Annotated in this window: 21 protein-coding genes and 1 other RNA gene; 10 read left to right on the forward strand and 12 right to left on the reverse strand. The window is 64.5% G+C overall.

Annotation, left to right across the window (positions count from 1 at the left end; all coding sequences use genetic code 11):
* Window positions 1-203: 203 nt before the first annotated feature.
* Window positions 204-977, reverse strand: a complete 774-nt coding sequence (gene rfbF / locus VB739_RS05625; RefSeq protein ID WP_323356130.1) for a glucose-1-phosphate cytidylyltransferase — start codon at window positions 975-977, stop codon at window positions 204-206.
* Window positions 978-1,573: 596 nt separating this feature from the next.
* The gene (locus tag VB739_RS05630; RefSeq protein WP_323356131.1) at window positions 1,574-3,253 is read right to left on the reverse strand and encodes a hypothetical protein; all 1,680 of its coding nucleotides are present in this window, start codon (window positions 3,251-3,253) and stop codon (window positions 1,574-1,576) included.
* 1,202 nt (window positions 3,254-4,455) lie between these two features.
* On the opposite strand from VB739_RS05630, the gene VB739_RS05635 reads away from it, so the two are divergent.
* The 6 genes from VB739_RS05635 to VB739_RS05660 are packed head-to-tail and all read left to right on the forward strand — an operon-like array spanning window position 4,456 to window position 10,592.
* The gene (locus tag VB739_RS05635; protein ID WP_323356132.1) at window positions 4,456-4,596 is read left to right on the forward strand and encodes a hypothetical protein; all 141 of its coding nucleotides are present in this window, start codon (window positions 4,456-4,458) and stop codon (window positions 4,594-4,596) included.
* 2 nt (window positions 4,597-4,598) lie between these two features.
* Window positions 4,599-5,732, forward strand: coding sequence for a CDP-glucose 4,6-dehydratase (rfbG, locus tag VB739_RS05640; RefSeq protein WP_323356133.1), 1,134 nt, complete (start codon window positions 4,599-4,601; stop codon window positions 5,730-5,732).
* Window positions 5,729-7,219 carry a lipopolysaccharide biosynthesis protein RfbH gene (rfbH, locus tag VB739_RS05645; protein WP_323356134.1) on the forward strand — a complete coding sequence of 497 codons (1,491 nt, stop codon included), beginning with the start codon at window positions 5,729-5,731 and terminating at the stop codon, window positions 7,217-7,219. The genes rfbG and rfbH overlap by 4 nt, the downstream gene beginning before the upstream one ends.
* Entirely contained in the window at window positions 7,219-8,085 is an 867-nt protein-coding gene (locus VB739_RS05650) for an NAD(P)-dependent oxidoreductase (RefSeq protein ID WP_323356135.1), read from the forward strand. Before rfbH ends, VB739_RS05650 begins: the two co-directional genes overlap by 1 nt.
* Window positions 8,086-8,090: 5 nt before the next feature.
* On the forward strand, window positions 8,091-9,149 hold the full coding sequence (locus VB739_RS05655; protein WP_323356136.1) for an SDR family NAD(P)-dependent oxidoreductase: 1,059 nt from the start codon (window positions 8,091-8,093) through the stop codon (window positions 9,147-9,149).
* Between the two features lie 21 nt (window positions 9,150-9,170).
* The gene (locus VB739_RS05660) at window positions 9,171-10,592 is read left to right on the forward strand and encodes a hypothetical protein (RefSeq protein WP_323356137.1); all 1,422 of its coding nucleotides are present in this window, start codon (window positions 9,171-9,173) and stop codon (window positions 10,590-10,592) included.
* On the opposite strand, the gene VB739_RS05665 is transcribed toward VB739_RS05660, so the two are convergent.
* Window positions 10,589-10,915 carry a hypothetical protein gene (locus VB739_RS05665; protein ID WP_323356169.1) on the reverse strand — a complete coding sequence of 109 codons (327 nt, stop codon included), beginning with the start codon at window positions 10,913-10,915 and terminating at the stop codon, window positions 10,589-10,591. The genes VB739_RS05660 and VB739_RS05665 overlap by 4 nt on opposite strands.
* Between VB739_RS05665 and VB739_RS05670 the strand changes: the two genes are divergently transcribed.
* Window positions 10,873-11,880, forward strand: a complete 1,008-nt coding sequence (locus VB739_RS05670) for a glycosyltransferase family 2 protein (RefSeq protein ID WP_323356138.1) — start codon at window positions 10,873-10,875, stop codon at window positions 11,878-11,880. The genes VB739_RS05665 and VB739_RS05670 overlap by 43 nt on opposite strands.
* Window positions 11,881-11,980: 100 nt before the next feature.
* Here VB739_RS05670 and tkt read toward each other — a convergent pair whose 3' ends face one another.
* The 3 genes from tkt to acpP are packed head-to-tail and all read right to left on the reverse strand — an operon-like array spanning window position 11,981 to window position 15,555.
* Complete coding sequence (gene tkt / locus VB739_RS05675; protein WP_323356139.1) at window positions 11,981-13,999, reverse strand: transketolase; 2,019 nt, start codon at window positions 13,997-13,999, stop codon at window positions 11,981-11,983.
* Between the two features lie 58 nt (window positions 14,000-14,057).
* Window positions 14,058-15,305 carry a beta-ketoacyl-ACP synthase II gene (gene fabF / locus VB739_RS05680; RefSeq protein WP_323356140.1) on the reverse strand — a complete coding sequence of 416 codons (1,248 nt, stop codon included), beginning with the start codon at window positions 15,303-15,305 and terminating at the stop codon, window positions 14,058-14,060.
* Window positions 15,306-15,312: 7 nt separating this feature from the next.
* Window positions 15,313-15,555, reverse strand: coding sequence for an acyl carrier protein (gene acpP / locus VB739_RS05685; protein WP_035833476.1), 243 nt, complete (start codon window positions 15,553-15,555; stop codon window positions 15,313-15,315).
* Between the two features lie 149 nt (window positions 15,556-15,704).
* Here acpP and psaC point away from each other — a divergent pair, with 149 nt between their 5' ends.
* Together psaC and glmS are read left to right on the forward strand one after the other, a co-directional pair.
* Window positions 15,705-15,950, forward strand: coding sequence for a photosystem I iron-sulfur center protein PsaC (gene psaC / locus VB739_RS05690; protein ID WP_011377242.1), 246 nt, complete (start codon window positions 15,705-15,707; stop codon window positions 15,948-15,950).
* 99 nt (window positions 15,951-16,049) lie between these two features.
* Window positions 16,050-17,948 (forward strand): glutamine--fructose-6-phosphate transaminase (isomerizing), encoded by a 1,899-nt coding sequence (gene glmS, locus VB739_RS05695; protein ID WP_323356141.1) that lies wholly within the window; start codon window positions 16,050-16,052, stop codon window positions 17,946-17,948.
* Between the two features lie 129 nt (window positions 17,949-18,077).
* Here glmS and VB739_RS05700 read toward each other — a convergent pair whose 3' ends face one another.
* The 3 genes from VB739_RS05700 to rimM all read right to left on the reverse strand — a co-directional run bounded on the left by VB739_RS05700 (window position 18,078) and on the right by rimM (window position 21,189).
* Window positions 18,078-19,103 (reverse strand): ATP-grasp fold amidoligase family protein, encoded by a 1,026-nt coding sequence (locus VB739_RS05700; protein ID WP_323356142.1) that lies wholly within the window; start codon window positions 19,101-19,103, stop codon window positions 18,078-18,080.
* A 23-nt stretch (window positions 19,104-19,126) separates the two neighbouring features.
* On the reverse strand, window positions 19,127-20,581 hold the full coding sequence (locus tag VB739_RS05705) for a mannose-1-phosphate guanylyltransferase/mannose-6-phosphate isomerase (RefSeq protein WP_323356143.1): 1,455 nt from the start codon (window positions 20,579-20,581) through the stop codon (window positions 19,127-19,129).
* A gap of 92 nt (window positions 20,582-20,673) precedes the next feature.
* Complete coding sequence (gene rimM, locus VB739_RS05710; protein WP_323356168.1) at window positions 20,674-21,189, reverse strand: ribosome maturation factor RimM; 516 nt, start codon at window positions 21,187-21,189, stop codon at window positions 20,674-20,676.
* 172 nt (window positions 21,190-21,361) lie between these two features.
* On the opposite strand from rimM, the gene VB739_RS05715 reads away from it, so the two are divergent.
* A complete protein-coding gene (locus VB739_RS05715; RefSeq protein WP_015109734.1) occupies window positions 21,362-21,541 on the forward strand; it encodes an NAD(P)H dehydrogenase subunit NdhS in 180 nt (59 codons plus the stop codon).
* Here VB739_RS05715 and rnc read toward each other — a convergent pair.
* From rnc to VB739_RS05730, 3 genes are all read right to left on the reverse strand, one after another.
* Complete coding sequence (gene rnc, locus VB739_RS05720) at window positions 21,519-22,274, reverse strand: ribonuclease III (protein WP_323356144.1); 756 nt, start codon at window positions 22,272-22,274, stop codon at window positions 21,519-21,521. The genes VB739_RS05715 and rnc overlap by 23 nt on opposite strands.
* An 11-nt stretch (window positions 22,275-22,285) precedes the next feature.
* An RNA gene (rnpB, locus tag VB739_RS05725) (RNase P RNA component class A) lies at window positions 22,286-22,690 on the reverse strand.
* Between the two features lie 32 nt (window positions 22,691-22,722).
* Window positions 22,723-23,490, reverse strand: a complete 768-nt coding sequence (locus VB739_RS05730) for a hypothetical protein (RefSeq protein WP_323356145.1) — start codon at window positions 23,488-23,490, stop codon at window positions 22,723-22,725.
* Between the last annotated feature and the right edge of the window lie 54 nt (window positions 23,491-23,544).

The following is a 23,544-nucleotide window of genomic DNA, read 5'->3' on the forward strand; positions in this document are numbered from 1 at the left end:
CGGTTCATCAGGCACTCTGCCAAGGCGAATCGACGACTCCTTATAGGACTCTGCAACCGCGTACAGATTCAAGTATTTGTTGCGCTGACAAAGCAACACTCTTGAGTTATGGAACCGTGCACACCAGAACCAGGCGGATCTCTTCTTCCGCTGGTTACGGGTAGGCATCTGAGGAGCAACAGCACCATCGGGAGATGATGCGGCTACTCCCAGACTTTCCATGGAGCCTTGTGGGACTGCCACAGCTCCTCGAGATACACTCGGTCTCGCAGCGTGTCCATGGGCTGCCAAAAGCCTTGGTGCTTATACGCCGCCAACTGTCCGTCCGTCGCCAGACCCTTGAGAGGTTCTTGTTCCCAGATGACCTGATCGTCATGAATACGTTCAATAACCGAGGGCTGCAGTACAAAGAAGCCACCGTTGATCCAGCCCCCATCTCCATGGGGTTTTTCCTGGAAGCCATGAACGATATTTGCCTCATTGAATTCCAGGGCGCCGAACCGGCCAGGCGGCTGCACGGCCGTGAGGGTTGCTTCAAGGCCATGGTTGCGGTGGAAAGCCACTAGTCCAGTGATGTCGACATCTGAAACGCCGTCGCCATAAGTGAAACAGAATGAGTCGTCGCCAATATATTCTTTCACTCTCCTTAGTCTTCCCCCTGTAAGTGTGGATTCGCCTGTATCTACCAGGGTCACCTTCCAAGGTTCGGCGGCTTGGCGATGAACCTCCATGTGATTGATATCCATCCGGAAGGTTACATCGCTTGTATGCAGGAAGTAGTTCGCGAAATACTCCTTGATGACGTAGCCCTTGTACCCACAGCAAATTACAAACTCGTTGATGCCGTGAAAACTGTAGGTCTTGAGAATATGCCAAAGGATTGGCTTGCCCCCAATCTCCACCATGGGTTTGGGCTTGAGATGGGTTTCTTCGCTGATGCGGGTGCCGAGGCCTCCAGCCAAAATGACAGCCTTCATGATGAGGTGGTGTGAGCCAACGGTGGACGCACGGTTTTGGCCGGCGCTTTTGCCGACTGACTATAATCCACCTTCATCCTGGCAAGCCATGCACGTACTATCTTGATCTGTGATGTGAGTTTTCGCCTGATGACTTTAGCTCACGCATCGGACATGGCTCTAGCCTTCTCTCGGGCCATTTCCCACCAAGCTGTGAGGAGGTCATCCTTATCACGATTCATTCCTAAACCCAGATGCCCAATCTCTGGCTGCTCTTGTAGACATGCATCTTATCGATGTGATCTTATTCTCATGCCTGGCTCGGTAGACTAGTCATCCGTGACGCGAGTCGCAACTCCACAAGGTCTCCATGGTCAGACTGTTGCGAATCACCATCGAAGGCGGTCGATCATCTCCATATCTTCTTTTGGGGTCTGGTTCTTTATTGCTTCCAGGCTGCTATCTTCTCTCCATGCCTGTACATGAATTGGCGTGCATCACGTCTTGCCTTGGATGGGTCTGCGGCTGTAGTTCTTATTTGCAGATATCGACCGGCAGGCGTTTTCCTTGCTGTTCGCGTCGTCAAGCCTGATAGACGAGATGATAGGAAGCTCTCGTTACTTAGAGCCTGAGTGCACTCTCCCGAATAGGTATGCCTGATTATCTCCATATGGATCGGCATATGTTCTGATTAACTGTAAGCTTGGATCGGAGCGTAGGAGGCTTAACACCTGACCTTGTATTTTACTGCTTGGAAGCCACGGAAACGTATCCGTATTGCTTGCATTGAATGCCACCACGTAGTCCGATGAGTTGATCGATTGAACGAAGAGCGGCAAGTTGTCAGACAGGTAAAGGTCTCTTGTATTGTTCAGGACATTGTCCTTGGCGAACTGGAACTTTAGTGTAAAGCTATTGAAAAACTTGTTAGAAGTGGTAAAAAAGACTGATATTGGCTTTTCGTTCCTTATCCTGTTTTCCTTTTGATTTTCGAGGATGTCATTATAGAGGGACTCGATGGCGCTTCTCCGATATTGTACTTCTGACGACAATACCCCTGTCTGTTTGCTTATGTGGTACCAAGGCCATTGAAATTGTCCCACCCCGAACAAGAAAATGACGATGATGAAGGCATAGCTAAAGTTAGAGCCATATCGACTGCTTCTCAGTGCCCTGGATACTTCGGCAACGAGTATTACGAAAGTGCATAGAATGTAGAAGTAGAGAGATGCCCCAAAAAAATTCATCTTAAGTTTGGGAGCCGTAACGAGAAGATACAGAATAAAAAAGCCAAGCCACAATGGCAGCGAACTGGTCAATCTTTTCCAGTCTTTCTTGCTAAGCAATGCAGCAGTGCACACAACTACGAAGAGAAACCATGCGTAGATCCACTTGCCCATGGCAATCTGCCCGCTTGCCGATGTCAGATAGTAGGAAAGATGATCGAATAGAGTCAGCTCAGCATTGGGATCCCACATTGAGGCGTTGCTGCTGAACACAACTTCATAAATGTATGCATAAACCTGCTTATGTGCTGCCACGTAATACGGCATTGCAATCGTCAGCGCAACTACAAGGCAGCGAATGTTTGATGCCAGAGCGGAACGTCTGCTAAGCTTAAAATCTTGTCGTCGGATGTCAAATAAAAAGGCAACAAATAGGCTGGCAAGGGCCGCGATTAACGTAATTGGAAAAATTGATGGCTTTGCTAGAAGCGATAATCCAATCAGTAAGCCAATGATTAAGGAACTCTTTTTGCTCCTGGTAACCCTAGATTGCTCTCTAAGTGAAAGAATTGTAAATGTTGCCGTGATTAAGCCCCAGGCAAGATCTGGCCTGCACTCAATGACCAATTGTCCAGTAACGGGCCAAGATAGGGCAATCATTCCTATGAGGATCTTCCCGGCCCTGGAAACACCTTGAGCTAAGCTATCGACAAGGACAAGCAAGAAAAGGACAAAGATGCCGTTGACGATAGGAGGGGCCCAGTTGTGGACCCCAAAGATGGAAAAGCCAATCAGAGGTACTAGCGTCGCCAGAGGTGCATGAGGAGGGCTTTCAATGAAGTTCTCCGCAAGTGCCTTTGCCCCATGATCATAGAGTATATTGAGCCTCGTTAGGGCATCCGTGAAGTATACTATGTCGTCGTAGGTTGGCGGCAGGGCTAATTGCCCTTGACGTAACGACTGATTGATGACTAGAGCGGTAAAGACTATCGACATCAAAAGCCAGATGATGAGATTATCTCTCCTGTCAGCCGTCCTGTGCATGGGATTGCAGAGCTTGTTCTGTGGCATGGTAATAGAGCGCCAGTGATGAGCCTGGACGCTTAAGGCATGCAGCTTGCCTTGCTACAGATTAAAGACGCGGGGCTCGCTCAGTGGATGTGACCCTTGTGATATATCTTTGGGATTGGAACTCTTTGATTTGCCGTGTCTGACGAACACCCAGGCGTTTTGTCGGTCTGGCTGCACACGCTGATTCATCAATCCTGCCATGGCTTCGTCGGATCCGTTGTTAGGTTTTGTTTGCCTTTAACTGGGTGCGAACCTTTCGCTGGTTGGTCATGCCTGCTGCTGACTGGACCACCTGGGGGGTATCGACCTAAGGCCGAGTCGCACCGAGGCTTGTCATCGTTCTACGTCTCGTCCCGTAGCAGGTTGTCACGGGCTGCCGATGTGCCGTACGGCCTCACGAGGGCCCTGGACTACTGCTGGTTCGACTGCCTTCCCAGGATCGGAGGCCAGATAGACCGCACCGCCTTCCCGTGGCTCCAGGGGTTTAAGGCCTTGACTTTTCCGGCTTCTATCCCAGGGCCTCAGAGGCTTTTCCACGCCATGGGGCGATGATGTCGGGTCATTTTCGTTGAAGCTTCTAGTCGTCCACCACGCTGACGCAGGCCAGATGAATGGCGCCACCCACGAAAGCCTTGACCTGCCCTGTCTACCGGAATTCAGTCCCGGTGAAGCCCCCTCGCGTTGATGGCCGGCGATCTTCTGGCGACCATGCTCAACGTGTGTCAGTTGCTTGCTGTCGCCATGGTTCAGGTCGCCAAGTCGTTCCTGCTGGTATCGCTGCACTGACAGTTGCGGGCTGCGGATACGTTCCAGTCACTGATACAGGCGATGCCTTGGGGCGATCGATTGTGACCGGTGTCAGTCACTGTCCGGCTATCCGCCTACAGATTCAACGTCGATGTTTGAGACCCACGGACAGCGGTGGCTTGTTCAGATCTGGCATCCGCCGCCGGGAGTTGTGAACACAGCGTTGATTCGCGAGTATTGCCATATTGTTTGAATGGAAACCAGCCAATCTTCTGAGCAGGACTCCTGCCCTTTCGAGGGGATCCCGGATCGGGCGTTCCCTGCCGTTCCTGCCCAGGCGAGCTATGGAGTGATTATCCGTGGCGTGTGAGGCCTTAGGCAGTGGTCCGCACCACAACCCGGCCATCCAGGTCCCCCCCCCCCTTGCCACGGAGCTGCCTGCTGAGGCCGAACGCATGGAGGCCTTGTCTCGCAACGACCCCCTACATTCCTTCAAGCACTGCGGCTACTGGCAGCCCATGGACACCCTGCGCGACTGTCAGCGGCTCGGAGACCTCTGGCAGCAGGGCCGTGCCCCCTGGAAGATCTGGAGCTGACCATGACCGGCGCCTCCCCTAGGCGGGCCTGGCAGCAGCCCGATCCCGCCTTCTGGCAGGGCAGACGCGTGCTGCTCACTGGCCATACCGGCTTCAAGGGCAGCTGGCTGTCCCTCTGGCTCTGTGAGCTGGGGGCCAACGTGTCAGGTTTCGCCCTGGCGCCTGACACCGATCCCTCCCTGTTCGACCAGCTCGGCCTGTCCAGCCGCCTCGCCCACCACGTGGGCGACCTGCGTGATCCGGCCGCTCTCACGCAGCTGGTGGAGAGCTGCCAGCCGGAGGTGGTGCTGCACCTGGCGGCCCAGCCCCTGGTGCGCCGCAGCTACGCCGAGCCGGTGCTCACCTGGGAAACCAACGTCCTGGGCACCATCCATCTGATCGAGGCCCTGCGCCCGCTCACCCATCCCTGCGCCGCGGTGCTGATCACCACCGACAAGGTGTACCGCAACAACGAATGGCTCTACGGCTACCGGGAGAACGACCCCCTTGGCGGCCACGACCCCTACAGCAGCAGCAAGGCCGCTGCCGAGCTGGCCATCAGCTCCTGGCGCGCCAGCTACTGCGGCACCCTGCCCCACCAGTCGCCCCACCTGCGCCTGGCCAGCGCCCGGGCCGGCAACGTCATCGGTGGCGGCGACTGGGCCGCCGACCGCATCATTCCCGACACCGTCCGCTCCCTGCGCGCCGGTGAGTCCATCACCCTGCGCAACCCCGCCGCCACCCGGCCCTGGCAGCATGTGCTCGAACCCCTCGGCGGCTACCTGGCCCTGGCCGAGGCCCTCGCCGAGCCGGCCCGCGGCGCGGCCATGGCCGAAGCCTTCAACTTCGGTCCCCAGCTGGAGGCCAACCGGCCCGTGCAGGAGTTGGTGGAGCAGGCCCTGGTGCACTGGCCCGGCACCTGGATCGATGCCTCCGATCCCATCGCCCCCCACGAGGCTGGCCTGCTCAACCTGGTGGTGGACAAGGCCCACCACCGCCTCGGCTGGTCGCCCCGCTGGGATTTCGCCACCACCACCGCCCGCACGCTTCAGTGGTACCGCCGCGTGATCGAAGCAGGCGACGACCCCCTGGCCTGCTGCCTCGACGACCTCACCGCCTATCTCGCCTGCTGCCCGCCGGGCCGATCCACCCCATGACCGCCGACCTCGACCAGCTCAAGCAGGAGATCCTGCGTCTCACCCGCGACTACGCCCGCCGGGCCCACGCCGCCTTCCGCCCCGGCGACGACCCGGATCGCACCCCCCATACCGACGGCCAGACGATTCCCTACGCGGGCCGGGTCTTCACCGAAGACGAAGTGGAGGCGGCCGTGGGCACCACCCTCGACTTCTGGCTCACCCTCGGAAGCGAGGGGGCGGCGATGGAAAGCGAGCTGGCGGCCTTCCTGGGGGTGCGCCACAGCCTGCTGGTCAATTCCGGCTCCTCGGCGAATCTGGTGGCCATCTCGGCCCTCACCTCCCACCGCCTGCCGGCAGAGCGGCGCCTGCGGCCCGGTGACGAGGTGATCACCGTGGCGGCCGGCTTCCCCACCACCGTGGCGCCGATCCTGCAGGTGGGCGCGGTGCCGGTGTTCATCGACGCCGACCCGATCACCGGCAACGCCCGCTGCGACCAGCTCGAAGCGGCCTACCGCCCCGGGGTCACCAAGGCCGTGATGATGGCTCACGCCCTGGGCAATCCCTTCGATTTGACGGCCGTGCTGCGCTTCTGCCGCGCCCACGACCTCTATCTGGTGGAGGACAACTGCGACGCCCTGGGCTGCTCCTATTCCATGCCCCGGGAGCTGGCCGAATCCCTCGGCTTCACCACCAACAGCCCCGGCCTCGATGAGGGTCCCGACCGCGTCATCCGCTGGACCGGCACCTGGGGCGACATCAGCACCCAGAGCTTCTACCCGCCCCACCACCTCACCATGGGCGAGGGCGGCGCCGTCAACATCATTCGCGACCAGAAGCTCAAGGTGGTTGCCGAGAGCTTCCGCGACTGGGGCCGCGACTGCTGGTGCCCCTCCGGCAAGGACGACACCTGCGGCAAGCGCTTCGACTGGCAGCTGGGCGAACTGCCCGCCGGCTACGACCACAAGTACATCTACAGCCACCTGGGCTTCAACCTCAAACCGCTCGATCCCCAGGCCGCCATCGGCCGTGTGCAGCTGCGCCGCCTGCCGGAGTTCATCGAGGCCCGCAAGCGCAACTGGCAGACCCTGCGCGAGGGGCTGGTGGCCACCGAGTCCGTGCTGGAGTTCTCCCTGCCCACCCACGCCACCGGCTGGGATCCGGCGGGTGGCTTCTCCTGGGATGCCACGGGCTGCCGTACCGACTGCTCCTGGTTCGGCTTCAAGATCTCGGTGAAACCCGACGCCCCCTTCCGCCGCACCGACCTGGCCCGGGAGCTTGATGCCCACCGCATCGGCAACCGCATGCTGTTCGGCGGCAATCTGGTGCGCCAGCCGGCCTTCGTGCAGCTGCGCGCCGATCGCCCCGAGGCCCTGCGGGTGGTGGGCGATCTGGCCGGCGCCGATGCGATCATGGTCGACACCCTGTTCCTGGGTACCTACCCGGGCCTGACGGCTCCGATGCTGGCCAAGGAGATCGCCGTGATCCGGGCCTTCTGCCAGGCCTGATGCGGCTGTTCCTCACCGGCGGCACCGGTTTCGTCGGCTCCCACGTGCTGGCGGCGGCCCTGGCGGCGGGCCACCAGGTGCGGGCCCTGCGCCGCAGCCCCGCCTCCGCCCCGGTGATTCCCCTGCCCTGCCAGCCCGAATGGTGCGAGGGCGATCTGCACAGCCTCACCGCCCCCCAGCTGCAGGGGGTGGAGGTTGTGCTGCACCTGGCCTCGGCGGGGGTGAGCCCGAAGCAGGTGCCATGGGCCGAGCTGATGCAGGCCAACGTGGCCGGCAGCCTGCGGCTGCTGGAGCTGGCAGCGGACGCTGGGGTGCGCCGCTGCGTCGTCACCGGCACCAGCCACGAGTACGGCAATGCCGCCCGCCGCTACGACGCCATTCCCCCCGACGCCCCCCTGGAGCCCCTCAGCGCTTACGGGGCCAGCAAGGCGGCAGCGTTCCAGCTGCTGCGCACCTTCGCCATCGAGCGGGGCCTGGAGCTCTTCTACGGCCGCATCTTCACGGCCTATGGCGAGGGCCAGTTTGCGGGCAACTTCTGGCCGTCCCTGCGCCGTGCCGCCCTCGCCGGCGACGATTTCCCCATGACATCGGGCCGGCAGGTCAGCGATTTCATTCCCGTCGCCGCCGTGGCCACCCACCTGCTGGAGGCCTGCACGCGCCCCGACCTCATCGCCGGAGTACCCCTGGTGACCAACATCGGTTCGGGGGCCGCCACCAGCCTGCTGGCCTTCGCCGAGGCGGAATGGGGGCGCCTGGGGGCGACCGGTAGATTGCTGCCCGCCAGCCTTCCCGACCGCCCCGATCAGATCGAACGGTATGTGCCCGACCTGCGCGGGCTGAGGATTCCGGCCTCTCCCCTCCCCTGAATCCGATGAAGGTCCTGATCACCGGCGGTTGCGGCTTTCTCGGCTCCAACCTGGCCGCCTCCTACCTTCAACAAGGGGCCGAGGTGATCGTGGTCGACGCCCTGTTCCGGCGCGGTTCGGCGGCCAACCTGAACTGGCTGGAGCAGCAGGCCGCCCCGGGCCGCTTCCACTTCATCCAGGCCGATCTGGCCGAGGCCGAGGCCGTGCTGGCCGTGTTCCGCCGCCACGCCCCCTTCGACTACATCTGCCATGTGGGCGGCCAGGTGGCGATGACCACCTCCCTGACCGATCCCGCCCGCGACCTGCAGACCAACGTGCTCGGCACCTTCGCTGTGCTCGAAGCCGCCCGGGCCCTTTCTCCTGAAGCCCTGATCGCCTACAGCAGCACCAACAAGGTCTACGGGGATCTGGAGGGGCTGCGCTACGAGGAGACCGCCACCCGCTACCGGCTGCCGGATCACCCCGAAGGGCTCGACGAATCGCTGGGGCTGGATTTCTCCACCCCCTACGGCTGCTCCAAGGGCGCCGCCGACCAGTATGTGCGTGACTGGGCCAGGGTCTATGGCCTGAAAACGGTGGTCTTCCGCCATTCCTCGATCTTCGGCGGCCGCCAGTTCGCCTCCTTCGACCAGGGCTGGGTGGGCTGGTTCTGCCAGAAGGCGATCGAGCAGAAGCGGGCCCACCTCGCCGGCGTTTCCCCCGAGCCTTTCACCATCGCCGGCACCGGCAAGCAGGTGCGCGACGTGCTCCACGCCGACGACCTGATCCGCCTTTACCGGGCCGCCTACGACCACAGGGAACAGATGAACGGCGAGATCTTCAACATCGGTGGCGGCGTGGCCAATTCCCTCAGCCTGCTGGAGCTGTTCGCCCTGCTTGCCGAGCTGCTGGCTATCCCGCCGCTGGTGTACACGCCCACCCCCCGGCGGGCCAGCGACCAGGATTGCTTCATCGCCGATATCGGCAAGGCTGGGCGGCTGCTCGGCTGGTCGCCGGCCATCTCCTGCCGCGATGGGGTCAGCCGCATGCTCGCGTGGACCGAAACCAACCTGATGGCGGCCTGAATCAAGCCGTTGCGCAGAACCATGGTCACTGTCCTCCAGAGGATCCAGACGTTCCGGCAGTCAGCGGAGCAGCGGCTGCCTCCCCGGCTCCACGCTTTTCTCGTCTCCGCCGCCCTGATCGGCCTCTGCGCCCTCGGCTACCACCTGCGGCGCCCGTCCGTATCGCTGCAACCCGGTCTCTACGCGGAAGATGGCTCGATCTTCCTGCAGCAGGCCATTGATCAGGGCGCCGGATCGCTGGTTCAGCTGTATGCGGGCTACAGCCATCTTCTGCAGCGGATCACCGCCCTGACGGCCGTGAATCTTCTTTCGCCGCTGGCCTATCCCGGCTTCTTTCTGCTGGTGGCCTGGGTGTCGTACCTGCTGCCCCTGGTCAGCGTCGAGGCCCTGATCGGCGCCGGGGTGTTCAGCCGGGTGTTGCGGCTGGCCTACATCCCCTACGTCTACTACCCCTATGCAGGCGAAACCTATCTGAATCTGCCCAATGCCTACATCTTCTTCCCGCTCGGCTTCATCCTGATCGCCTATGGCGTGGTGGCGCAGCAGGGCACTGGGCGTGCGGAGGTCTTCCGATCTCCGCTCCTCAAGGGAGCGTTGTTCCTCTACGGGCTGGTGGCGGCGTTCACCGGCCCGTTCATGGCTCTCTACACGATTCCGCTGATGATCTTCGCTGGCCTGCGTCGCCGCCGGCTGCCGCTCCGGCCCCTGTGGCTGAGCCTGCCGGTGCTGCTGTCGTCCCTGCAGATCTACTTTTCCCAGCTGCAGACCAACTACCCCCTCTCCACGGCCCAGGCGCTGGCCAAGCTGCTGATGCGGCCCGGAGTGCTGCTCGACTGGTTCACGGTGCACATGATCGCCCCGCTGCTGGGGGGCTACAAGCCCTGGTGGTACCTGCGGGACCTGCCCGATCCCCTGCAACTGCTGGCCGTGCTCGGGGTGCTGCTCCTGGTCGTGTTGGCCGTGCGTGTGGTGACAGCGCGCATGGGCCAGCCGGCCCTGCTTTACCTGGCCATCTTCTCCACCCTGGTGCTCTCCTTCTCCAGCCTGCTGGTGGCGACCCGTCGCGGGGTGGACCTGAAGATGTTGAGCGTTGAAGATGCGGGCGGGCGCTTCTTCTATTGGAACACTGTCCTGTTTCTGTCAGTGTTGGTATTGGCCTTCTTTTTTCTGGCCCGGGACCAACGAACGCGTAACAGTGCAACAGCTCGTTCCCTGGCCATCTGGCTGGTGCTGACCGTCGTTTTCTATCACAACAATGTCATCAACAGGCCTGTCTTTGACGTGAGTCCAACGGGGCAGATCAGAACCATCGGCTACGAGGGTCAGCTGAGCGAGCAATGCGGCAGTCCACGTCCTCAGCCAATTCAGATTTTTGGAGGTCCAACGTGGAATTTCCACCTAGGCCAGCGGCAGATTCAGCTTCTCTGTGCCGGCAAAACCTAACGCCCGAACATACCCACAGCGACGATCGCATAGCCGAGGGTGATTGCCACCAGGCTTGCCGGCTGAAGTGCGGCCGAATCCTTGAGCGCGAAGAGCACATAGAGAAGCGGATACTGCAGGCTCAGCATCAAAACCGCCAGTTTGCGGTCGGCGGCGGGCAGCACGAGTGCCGTGATCCCGAACGACGCGCCATAGCAAAGCAGAGAGGCCACCAGATAAAGCATTGAGGTGCGGATGCCTTCGGCAGGAGGTCGGATCCGCAAGATGAATTGGCCCAGGCATGCCGCGAGAACGGCAGCCAAAAGATACACTGCCTGCAGCATGCTTTTCGTCAACATTGGGCCATCATATCGCCATTTGCATTCCATGTTACAACGAGTCTTCCAACGTTGAAGCCCTCTATGTGAGGCTGTCAAAGGTTCTTGAGCAGTTCCCTGACGATGCTTTCTCGGTTGTATTTGCCGATAATTGCTCCACCGACCACACGGTCGCACTGATTGAGGGATTGGCGGCACGGGATTCGCGGGTTGGCCTGATTCGCAATGTCTCGAACTTCGGCTTTGTGCGCTCCTCCGCCAACGCTCTGCTAGTCCCGGATGCTGATGCCAATGTCTTTCTGATGGCCGATCTTCAGGATCCCCCCGAGTTGGTGGCCGATCTGATCACGGCCTGGAAGCAGGGCGACAACCAGGTGATCTTTGCCGTTCGGCGTTCGAGCCATGAGAGCCCGATCCTGTTTCTCTGCAAGAAGATCTACTACGCCACGCTCTCCTGGCTCTCCGACTATCCGATGGTTCGCGATACCACCGGTTTCGGCATCTACGACCGTTCGGTGATCCTGGCCCTGCGGGAGTCGATCGATTCCTACCCCTTCATCAAGGGTCTGGTCTGCGCCATCGGCTTCAAGTGGTCGACGATTCCCTACGTGAGTGCCGATCGCAAGGGGGGCAGCAGTTCTGCCTCCCTGTCGTTCCTGGTGGATTTCGGCGTGCTTGGCATCGTCACCTCCTCCCGCAAGCCGATGCGCCTGATCACCACAGCCGGCCTGTCGCTCGGGGCCCTCTCGATCCTGCTGTCGTTCGTGGTGATGCTCAGCAAGCTGATCTTCTGGGATAGCTTCCAGTTTGGCCTGGCCATGCTCTCAATCTCGGCGCTGTTCTTCGCCGGCGCGATGATGTTCGCGCTCGGGATCCTGGGCGAATACATCGGCTTCATCAACCAGCGCACCCTGCGCCTGCCCCTGGTGGTGGAGCGCAGCCGCCACAACGTGCCATCCCGTCAGCGCTGAACGGCAGCCAGAGCCACAATCCGCCATGAAAAAGCCGGACCATGGCGGCCCGGCTTCGGTAATGGTCAAGCCAACCCTTGGCTTTTTTGGGAGGATCCGATCAGCCCAGCGCCTTCGCCGTGGCCACCACGTTGTCGACGGTGAAGCCGAACTTCTCCAGGCAGACGCCGCCCGGGGCGGAGGCACCGAAGCTGTCGATCGAGACGGTGGCGCCATCGAAGCCGCTGTACTTGTGCCAGCCGAAGGAGCTGGAGGCTTCCACCACCACCCGCTTGCGAACAGCCGCCGGCAGTACCGACTCGCGGTAGGCGGCGTCCTGCTCCTCGAACAGCTCGACGCAGGGCATCGAAACGACCCGCACCGCCTTGCCTTCGGCAGTGAGCTGGGCGGCGGCCTTGACGCAGAGGTCGAGCTCGGTGCCGGTGCCGATCAGGATCAGATCCGGGGTGCCGCTGCAATCCTCAAGGATGTAGCCGCCCTGGGCCACCTTCTCGGCGGCGGAGTTGGCCTGGTTGACCATGGCCTGGCGGCTGAGGGCCAGCACCGTGGGGCGCTTGCGGTTGGTGACGGCGACCTTGTAGGCCCCCATGGTCTCGTTGCCGTCGCCGGGGCGGATCACCAACATGTTGGGAATGGCACGTAGGTTGGCGAGGGTCTCCACGGGCTGGTGGGTGGGGCCGTCTTCGCCCAGGCCGATCGAATCGTGGGTGAGCACGTAGATCACCCCCAGCTGGGAGAGGGCCGACAGCCGCATGGCGCCGATCATGTAGCCGGCGAACACCAGGAAGGTGCCGCCATAGGGAATCAGGCCGCTGTTGTGGTAAGCGATGCCGTTGAGGATCGCCGCCATGGCGTGCTCGCGCACACCGAAGTGCAGGTAGCGGTTGGCTTCGAAGCCCTTCTGGAAGCTGGCCTCGCCCTTGATGTCGGTGAGGTTGGAGTGGGTGAGGTCGGCGGAGCCGCCGATCAGTTCGGGCAGGCTGGGGCCGAAGGCGTTGAGGGCGTTGTAGGAGTGCTGGCGGGTGGCCAGGCCTTTGTCGGCGGGGGTGAAGACGGGCAGCGAGGCATCCCAGCCCTCGGGCAGTTCACCGCGCAGCAGGCGCTCGAACTCGGCGGCTTCGGCGGGATAGCGGGTGCGGTAGCTCTCAAGGGTGGCGTTCCAGTCGGATTCGGCGGCGGCGCCCCGTTGGATGGCCTGACGCCAGTGCTCGTAGGCGGGCTCGGGCACTTCGAAGGCCCCGTAGCTCCACTCCAACTGCTGGCGGGTGAGTTCGGCCTCCTCGGCCCCTAGGGCGGCGCCGTGCACGCCGGCGGTGTTGGCCTTGTTGGGGGAGCCGTAGCCGATGGTGGTGGTGACCTTGATCAGGCTGGGCCGGTCGGTGACCGCTTTGGCCGCCTCGATCGCCCGGGTGATGGCGGCCACGTCGGTGTTGCCGTCTTCGACGTGCTGCACATGCCAGCCGTAGGCCTCGTAGCGCTTCAGCACGTCCTCGGTGAAGGACACGCCGGTGTTGCCGTCGATGGTGATGTGGTTGTCGTCGTAGAGGGCGATCAGCTTGCCCAGTCCCAGGTGGCCGGCCAGGGAGGCGGCCTCGCTGGAGACGCCCTCCTGGTTGCAGCCGTCACCCATCAGCACGTAGGTGTAGTGGTCGACGATCGTGGCGTCGGGCCTGTTGAACTTTGCGGCCAGGTGGGCTTCGGCGATCGCCAGGCCCACGGCATTGGAGATGCCCTGACCCAGGGGGCCGGTGGTGACTTCCACGCCCGGGGTTTCAAAGGTTTCCGGGTGGCCGGGGGTGCGGGAGCCCCACTGGCGGAACTGCTTGAGGTCCTCCAGGGTGACGCTGTCGTAGCCGGTGAGGTGCAGCAGCGCGTACAGCAGCATGCAGCCGTGGCCGGCCGAGAGCACGAAGCGGTCGCGGTTGAACCACTGCGGATTCTTCGGGTTGTGGCGCAGCACCTTGTCCCACAGGGAAAAGGCCATCGGAGCGCAGCCCATCGGCAGGCCGGGGTGGCCCGAGTTGGACTTGTTGATCGCATCGACCGCCAGGAAGCGGATGCTGTTGATGCAGAGCGTCTCTACGTGGCTCTCGACCTGGGTGGTGGGGGCGGCGACCATGGCTTGACGGGGGAGTGCAGGGAGGAGGGAGGTGGTCCTGGGATGGGGCGCCGGGTGATCAGGGCATCCGGCGGAAGGCGAGGCAGACGTTGTGGCCGCCGAATCCGAAGGAGTTGGAAAGCACGACGTTGACGTTGTGTTCCCGGGCCTGGTTGGGCACCACATCCAGATCGCAGGCGGGATCGGGCGTGCTGTAGTTGATCGTAGGCGGTACATGGTTGTGGGCCACCGCCAGCACCGCGGCAATCGCTTCGATACCGCCGCTGCCGCCCAGCAGGTGGCCGGTCATCGACTTGGTGGAACTGACCGGGATGGTCATGGCGTGGGTCCCGAGGGCCGACTTGATGGCGGCGGTCTCGTTGCTGTCGTTCGCCTGGGTGCTGGTGCCGTGGGCGTTGACGTAATCCACCGCCTCCGGCTCCAGCCGGGCATCGGCCAGGGCCAGCCGGATGGCTTCCGCCGCCCCCACACCGCCCGGGGAGGGAAGCGTGTAGTGGTAGGCGTCGCAGGTCATGCCGTAGCCGACGATCTCGCCGAACACGCGGGCGCCCCTGGCCGTGGCGTGCTCGAGGCTTTCCAGCACCAGCACCCCAGCCCCCTCGCCGATCACGAAGCCGTTGCGTTCGGCGTCGAAGGGACGGCTGGCCGTGGCGGGGTCATCGTTGCGGAACGAGAGGGCCCGGGCGCTGGCGAAGCCGGCCACCCCCAGGGGAGTGATCGCCGATTCGGCCCCGCCGCAGACCATGGCGTCCGCCAGGCCCATCTGGATCAGCCGGAAGGCGTCACCGATGGCGTTGGAGCCGGCGGCGCAGGCGGTGGCCACGGCGCTGCTGGGACCCTTGGCGCCGATGGCGATGGCCGCCAGCCCGGTGGCCATGTTGGGGATCATCATCGGCACGCAGAACGGGCTGACCCGGTCGGGACCGCGGTCGGCCAGAACGTGGGCCTGGGTTTCCATCATCAGCAGTCCGCCCACGCCGGAGCCGATCGCCACCCCGACCCGCTGGGCATTGCTGTCGTCGATGCTGAGACCGGCATCGGCCACCGCCTGTTTGGCAGCAACCACGCCGAACTGACAGAAGCGATCCCAGCGCTTCGCTTCCTTCGGCTCGAGCCAGCCGGCCGTATCGAAGTCCTTGACTTCGGCGGCGAAGCGGCAGGCATGACGGGAGGCATCAAAGAGGGTGATCGGCGCCACCCCATTGCGGCCGCTGATCAGCCCCTCCCAGTAATCCGCGACGTTGTTGCCGATCGGTGTGACCGCGCCCAGGCCGGTGACGACGACGCGGCGGAGACCCTCCACCATGGACGCCTCAGGCCTGCTTCTCTTGGATGTATTTGACGGCGTCGCCCACCGTGGTGATCCCTTCGGCCGACTCGTCGGGGATCTCGATGTCGAAGGCTTCCTCCAGGGCCATCACCAGCTCGACGGTGTCGAGGGAATCAGCTCCCAGGTCGTTCTGGAAGTTGGATTCCGGCTTCACCTCGTCAGCCTCCACGCTGAGCTGTTCGGCAACGATCGACCGGACTTTCTCGAAGATCGCTTCCTGGGACATGGCTGCTGTGAGGGAGGCAGCATCCTACGGGTCGCCCCGGTCGGGCCCTTTCGCCGTATGAACAAGGGTGACGGCCGACGTCGGGTCCGGCCCTGCGCCGGAACGGTGTGGGTACTTTGGGCACCTCGCCGTTCGTTCCCGGCCCTGGCATGTCCCACGCCGTCAAGATCTACGACACCTGCATTGGCTGCACCCAGTGCGTCCGTGCCTGCCCCCTCGACGTTCTCGAGATGGTGCCCTGGGATGGCTGCAAGGCCGCCCAGATCGCTTCCTCGCCCCGCACCGAAGACTGCGTCGGCTGCAAGCGCTGCGAAACCGCCTGCCCCACCGACTTCCTGAGCATCCGCGTCTATCTCGGCGACGAGACCAGCCGCTCCATGGGCCTGGCCTACTGACACCGGGCGGCGCCGCTGCCCTCCCATAAGCTCTTGCCCGGCGCCAGCGCCGGGCTTTTTTTTGGCCCCCACCCCGTTTCCCGCCGGATTGCTTCTCCTATGTGCGGCATCGTTGCCCTGATCGGCTCACGGGAGGCGGCCCCCCAGCTGCTGGAAGGTCTGCGCCAGCTGGAGTACCGCGGCTACGACTCCGCCGGCATCGCCACCGTTGACGCGGCCGGCCTGCACTGCCTCAAGGCCGAGGGCAAGCTGGTCAACCTCACGGCCCGCTACGAGGAACAGGGGGCCCCCGGCCAGTGCGGCATCGGCCACACCCGCTGGGCCACCCACGGCAAGCCGGAGGAGCGCAACGCCCACCCGCACCTGGATGGCAGTGGCCAGCTGGCCGTGGTGCAGAACGGCATCATCGAGAACCACCGCAGCCTCCGGGAGGAGCTGCAGGCCGAAGGCGTGGCGTTCCGCTCCGACACCGACACCGAGGTGATCCCCCATCTGCTCTCCCGGTGGTTGCGGCAGCGGCAGGCTGAAGGGGCGGTGGCCTCGCCAGCACTGTTGCTGGAGGCCCTGCAGCAGGTGCTGCCCCTGTTGCAGGGGGCCTACGCCCTGGCGGTGGTGTGGGCGGCAGTGCCCGGGGCCGTGGTGGTGGCCCGGCGGCAGGCACCGCTGCTGATCGGCCTGGGGGAGGGGGAGTTTCTCTGCGCCAGCGATACGCCGGCCCTGGCGGGCTTCACCCGCACGATCCTGCCGATGCAGGACGGGGAGGTGGCCCTGCTGACGCCCCTGGGGATTGAGCTCTACGACGGCGCCGGGGCGCGGGTGCAGCGCAACCCCACCCTGCTGGTGGGCACCGAGCACGTGGCGGACAAGCGCAGCTTCCGCCATTTCATGCACAAGGAGATCCACGAGCAACCCGAAACCATGGCCCTGTGGGTGGCGCGCCACCTGCCGGAAGGAGCCCTGGTGGCGCTCCCCCTCGACGAGTCTGTCTACGAGGGGGTGGAGCGGATCCAGATCCTGGCCTGTGGCACCAGCCGCCATGCGGCCCAGGTGGGCGCCCATCTGCTGGAGCAGCTGGCGGGGTTGCCCACGTCAGTGTTCTATGCCAGCGAGTTCCGCTATGCCCCGCCGCCGCTGGAGCCCCACACGCTCACCATCGGTGTCACCCAGTCAGGCGAGACGGCCGACACCCTCGCCGCCCTGGCGATGGAGCAGGAGCGGCGCTTCCTGGTGGCCGATCCGTCCTACGCGCCGCGCCTGCTGGGCATCACCAACCGCCCGGAGAGTTCCCTCGGCCGGATGGTGACCCACCTGCTCGACATCGGTGCCGGCATCGAGGTGGGCGTGGCCGCCACCAAGACCTTCCTCGGCCAGCTGCTGGCCTTCTACGGCTTGGCGCTGTCCTTCGCCGAACGCCGCGGCGGCACGGCCCACCCCCTGGGCGGCGGCCGCACCCCCGCCGAGCTGCGGGCCCTGGCGGAGCAGCTGCGGGCGCTGCCTTCGGTGCTGCAGCAGCTGGTCGACGACCATGACCGCTGCTGCGCCGAGCTGGCCCATCTGTTCGCCGACACCCAGGACGTGATCTTCCTGGGACGGGGGATCAACTACCCGATCGCCATGGAAGGGGCCCTCAAGCTCAAGGAGATCAGCTACATCCACGCCGAGGGCTACCCGGCGGGGGAGATGAAGCACGGCCCGATCGCCCTGCTCGATGCCCGGGTGCCGGTGGTGTCGATCGCCGTCCCCGGCAGCGTGTTCGAGAAGGTGCTCTCCAATGCCCAGGAGGCCAAGGCCCGCGACGCCCAGCTGATCGGCGTCGCTCCCGCCTGCCCGGACACCGAACTGTTCGATGTGCTGCTGCCGCTGCCTGAGGTGGACGAACTGCTCAGCCCCCTGCTCACGGTGATCCCGATGCAGCTGCTGAGTTATCACATCGCCGCCCATCGTGGCCTCGACGTCGATCAGCCGCGGAACCTGGCCAAGAGCGTCACCGTCGAGTGAGGGTGTCGGTCCTCGGACCTCCAGCGGCGGGTGAGCCCGCTTGGCGGGCAACGCCGCCTTCGGCGGTCCCAGGACCGACACCCTCCCTTGGGGAGTGGGATCGAGAGCTTTCCACGGCTTCCGGCGACCTCAGCGCCACAGGCCCGCCCCCTGCCAGAGGCTCCCGAGTCGCCGGTCGAGTTCCCTGCCGACGAAGGGCAGGCCGGCATTGGGGGAGAAGGTGACCTCGTTGAGGTAGATCCGCTCGTCGTCTCCCACCATCAGGTCGATCCTGACAGAGCGGAACTGGGCACCGAGGGTGCGGGCCACCTCCAGGCAGCGTTGCTTCAAGGGCTCGCTGAGATCGAGATCCCCAAGCCGCATCTCCTCGGGATCCTGTTCGGCGTGAGCTTGAAAGCTTCCGTCCAGCAGGAGACGCCGGTTGGGCACCCCAGGACTCAGCGCCTTGGCAAAGACCGTGATCAGGGCGACGTCGCCACCGAGGACATAAAAGAGCAGGCTGATCGACGGCGTGCGGGCCGAGACCGATCTCTCCAACAGGAGATGCGGTGGAAAGGCGTTGTACCACCATTCCCCCTGTTCGAGGCCGTAGGGGCGGCTCAGCCACTGCTGGCAGGTCGCTTCCAGCACTTTGCGCTGCATGGCATCCAGCGGGAAGCTCACTTTCTTGACCATCCCCGAGCCGTGGCTGGCCTTGAGGTAGTAATCGCCGGGCGCCAGGCTTTCATTGGCTGGCAGGGCGGGCTGCTGGTCGTGCCAGACCACTTCCGGCAGGCTTACGCGGCCTTCGAGGGCCGGGGGAAGGAAGTGGGCCGTGAGCAGTTTGTTGCCACTGGCCGGCACCTTGATGGGCGCGAAGAACTTCGCGTGGTTCACCTTCTCGGAATAGAGCTGAGGTGACACCAGATTGGGAAACCGGCCGCAAGCCGTCCGATAGGTCGCCAGGACGTTCTGCAGGGTCGCGATCAGTTCCTGGCGGCTGTAGAAATCGATGCCTCGCTGGTATCCCTCTGCAGGGACTGTGGCGAAGGGCGACGGTGAGGCGCGCTCCATTGCCCGCAGGATGCGCCGGGCCTGATACCGGGTGATCCGGGCCGCCAGTGTGCGTTTGAGGGTTCTCAACCAGCGCGTCGCCGCCGCCGACAGCCTGGACACAGTCTTCTGGATGGACAAAGTCCTCAGCAGGGGCGCAGCGCTGGGGCGTCACTGCGCCCGTACTGGTCGTCGAAGCGGACGATGTCGTCCTCCCCGAGGTAGGGGCCGCTCTGCACCTCGATCAGCTCCATGGGGATCTTGCCTGGATTGGTGAGGCGGTGCCGGGCACCGAGGGGGATGTAGGTGCTCTGGTTCTCGCCCACCAGCTCCTCCACGCCGTCCTTCTCCACCACGGCGGTGCCCCGCACCACCACCCAGTGCTCGGCCCGGTGGTGATGCATCTGCAGGGAGAGGCTGGCGCCGGGCTTCACTGAGATCTTCTTGACCTGCCAGCGCTCCCCTTCCACCACGCCGTCGTAATGGCCCCAGGGCCGGTAGATGCGGCGGTGGGCGCGGCTCTCGGGGGCGCCGTCCCGTTCCAGCCGGCCGACGATCCCTTTCACCTCCTGGGCCCGGTCGCGATGGGCCACGAGCACCACGTCGTCGGTCTCGACCACCACCAGGTCCTCCACACCCAGCCCCACCACCAACCGGTGTTCGCTGCGCAGATAGCAGTTGCGGCTGCCCTCGCTGATCACCCGGCCCCGCAGCACGTTGCCTTCGTGGTCCTGCTCGGAGGTTTCCCACAGGGCTCCCCAGCTGCCCACATCGCTCCAGTCGGCATCGAGGGGCAGCACGACGCCCCGGTCGGTCTTCTCCATCACCGCCACGTCGATGGCGATGCTGGGGCCGTTGGCGAAGGCCTCCCGCTCCAGCCGCAGGAACTCCAGGTCGGCGCTGTCCTGCTCCAGGGCCGTGCGGCAGGCGCCCACCACCTCGGGGGCGAAGCGCTCGAGTTCCGCCAGGATCGTGCTGGCGCGGAACAGAAACATGCCGCTGTTCCAGGTGAAGCGGCCGGTGGCGAGGAAGCCCTCGGCGGTGACCTTGTCCGGCTTCTCCACGAAGCGGGCGATCGGTACGGGTGTGGTGGCGGCCATGGGTCGGGCGGCCTCGATGTAGCCGTAGCCGGTTTCGGCGCTGGTGGGCACGATGCCGAAGCTGACCAGCTGGCCGGCGGTAGCGGCGGCCATGCCGGCGGCCACGGTGGCGCGGAAATCGGCGGCGCGGCGAATGACGTGATCGGCGGCCAGGATCAGCAGCAGGGGGTCGTCACCGCGGGCGGTGGCCTGCAGGGCCGCCACCGCCACTGCCGGCGCTGTGTTGCGCCCCACCGGCTCCAGCAGGATCGCCGCCGGCTCCACGCCGATCTGGCGCATCTGTTCGGCGACGATGAAGCGATGGTCTTCGTTGCAGATCAGCAGCGGCGGCGCCAGGTCCGGGAGGCCCTGCAGGCGCTGGTGGGTCTGCTGGAGGAGAGTTTCCTCGGTGGTCCCAGCCAGGGGCCAGTACTGCTTGGGGTAGCTGGCCCGGGACAGGGGCCAGAGGCGGGTGCCGGTGCCGCCGCAGAGGATCACCGGAACCAGGGAGGGGGAAGGCATGGAGGCGGCAGCGGTCCCGCAGGACCATCAGACGGCCCCATTCAACCCGAGGTGACCCCGGCCGTCAGCGTTCCTGTGCACCCGGGGCCACTTCAGAGGTCCAGCAGGCCGGGGGGCGGCGTGAGGCCGATCCAGCCCTCCGCCAGATTCACCTCCGGCACGATCGCCTCCACGAAGGGGATCAGCAACCGCCGGCCCCCCGCCGTGAGCTCCACCTCCAGCAGATCGTTGCCGGCGTGGATCAGGTCGGTCACGGTGCCGAGGGACGCCTGCGGCTCCTCCAGCAGCCGCACCTGGAGCCCCACCAGATCGAGGAGGTGGAATTCCCCCGGCTCCAGGCTGGGACGGTCGTTGGCGGGCACCAGCAGGTGCTGATCCACCAGAGCTTCGGCCGCGGTGCGGTCGCTGACGCCTTCAAGGCGCAGCACGAACAGGTTCTTGCCCGGCAGGGGCCGACCGGCCAGCAGCCGCACCTGGCGGGGTTCGCCCTTGGGGGCCTGCAGCCAGCGCTGGCCTGGCCTGGTGAAGCGTTCGGGGAAGTCGCTGAGGGGCAGCAGACGCACCTCGCCGCCCATGCCCTGGGCCGCCACGAAGCGGCCTACGGCCATCAGCTCCCCCGGGTCGGCTCCGGGCGCCTCATTGCTGGTGTCGGCCACGGCCAGATCGCTCCCATCGCGGCGCATCATCGCGCCATGGGCCGGGGCGGTGCCCGCCGCCACCGCAACAGGGCACCCAGGCATTGATAATGACCCCACTTGATGGCTCCTGGGGGCCTCCGCCATGGCCAGCAGCCCGATCCTGCCCGGTTCCACCGTGGTGGTTCGCGATCCCCGCTCGATCTACAACGGTTACCAGGGCTTCGTGCAGCGCATCAGCGGGGCGATGGCGGCGGTGCTGTTTGAAGGCGGCAACTGGGACAAGCTCGTGACCGTGCCCCTCAGCACCCTGGAGCAGGCCTGAGCTCGAGCGCCGCCAGGACAGCCCTGGCCGCTTGCTGCTCCGCCTCCCGCCGCGAACCGCCCCGGCCCTCACCGCTGAGGCCGCCCACTTCCACCTGGCACTCGAAGCGCTCCGGATCCCCATGCACCCGGCTGCGCTCGCGGCAGTGGTAGGCGGGCAGGCCCTTCCCCTGGCCCTGGCTCCATTCCTGCAGCACCGACTTCCAGTTGTGGCGCAGGGGGTCGGCCAGCAGCTCAGCGGCGCTGGCCTGCCAGTGGGGGCCCAGCCAGTGCTGTACGGCCACCAGCCCGCCCTGGGGACCGCCGCCCACGGTGTAGATGGCGCCCACCAGGGCTTCGCAGCATTCGGCCAGCACGGTGGCGCGGCCGGCCCGATCGCCGGTGGCCATCGCACCCAGCAGCAGCACCGGCTCCAGGGCGATGGTGCGGGCCAGCTCACTCAGCCAACGGTCGGACACCAGCTGGGCCCGCAGGGCGGAGCTGTCCCCCACGCTCAGGGAGGGGTGGGCCGAACGCAGGAACTCGGCGGCCGCCAGTCGCAGCACCGCATCGCCAAGGAACTCCAGGCGGTCGTGGTGGCGGGGCTGGCCGGTGGAGCTGTGGGTCAGGGCCTCATCGATGGTGGCCAGGGCGGCGGCATCGGCGGCCGGATCAAGGAGCAGCAGGCCGTTGCCGCTGCCGAAACCGAGACTCTCCAGAAAGGCCAGGAGTTGCTGGCGGCGCTCGGGCGTCATCGCGGGGCAAGGGGGGAAAGCAGGACGTAAGCCGGGTTCTGTTCTCCCCTGCCAGCGGCAGGGGGGGTGATCATCTGTCTGGGACCGCCGTTGCCGACGGCCTCGAGCGGCGCATGGGAATCGGGACGGGGAAGATGGCCAACCGCTGTCCCTGGGCCTTGCTCCCAGCCGGGGTTTACCAAGCCGGCACCTCTCGATGCCGCTGGTGCGCTCTTACCGCACCTTTGCACCCTTGCCTGTGCACCCGGCGAGCCGGGGCCATCGGCGGTGTGTTTCTGTGGCACTGTCCTCACGGTCACCCGCACTGGGCGTTACCCAGCAGGCCTGGCCATTGGGGAGCCCGGACTTTCCTCAACCGGCCGCGGCGCTGGCCCGAGGGCCGCACCGCACCGATCGCGATCACCTCGCCTGCTTTCCGGGGTCACTGTAGGCAGCGACCCGTGGGACCTCACACGCTCCGGCTGCGCTTGCGGGACTTGTTGCCGAAGACACGCAGCGCCTGACCCAGCAGGGTTGGCCCACCGGGTTTCCCTTGGGCCAGGGCCGCGAAGCCCGTGGCCATGAGCAGCGACTTGATGCTGTTGTTGGCGGCTTCGCTGATGAAGCCCTGCAGACGTTTGGAGCGGGCCTGATCGGTCTGATAGGCGAGAGCATTGAAACGTGAATCCGCCTGAGCAACGATGGTCTGTTTGAAGGAGCCAAAGGGCTGATCGAGTTTGGCCGGAAGATTGATGGGCTGGGGCAGTTGCCCGAGCAAGGTACGCAATTCCTGCTCGTTGCTGGTGGCCTCGAGTTGCCGTTTGAACTTCTTCCAGATGGCCTGGGTCCGGCCCTCCTCACTCGATTGCTGCCGCAGCACCCGCATGCCAGCATACAGTTGAATGGGTATCAGCACCAGGTAGAGAATGGCCACCCAGGTGCAGATGTTGCGCAGCAACTTCACGTTGTTGCCGATGGGCTGGGCGGAGCCAGGGAAGGCGCCGGCCGTACAGACCAGGAGACTACCGATCAGGAGCGAGAAGCCAGCCGCCGTCAACGCCCCAGAAAGCTGCAACTGCCAGACGGGGTCCAGCAGGCGCACCGGGAGGGAGCTGAACACCAGCACAGCCAGACCAAGACCGATGGAAACAAGGCCAATGACGGAGAACGCATTGGCGGCTTCTTTCTTGAGGCGAACCTCTTGGTTGCCTGAAAAACTTGGCTCCGTCGCATCCATGCCTGAGTTTTTTCAGAAGGCAGGGCCAAATCTAGCTGCGCAGGGCCGTTTTTC

The organism is Cyanobium gracile UHCC 0281, assembly GCF_034931305.1.
Taxonomy (GTDB): domain Bacteria; phylum Cyanobacteriota; class Cyanobacteriia; order PCC-6307; family Cyanobiaceae; genus Cyanobium; species Cyanobium gracile_A.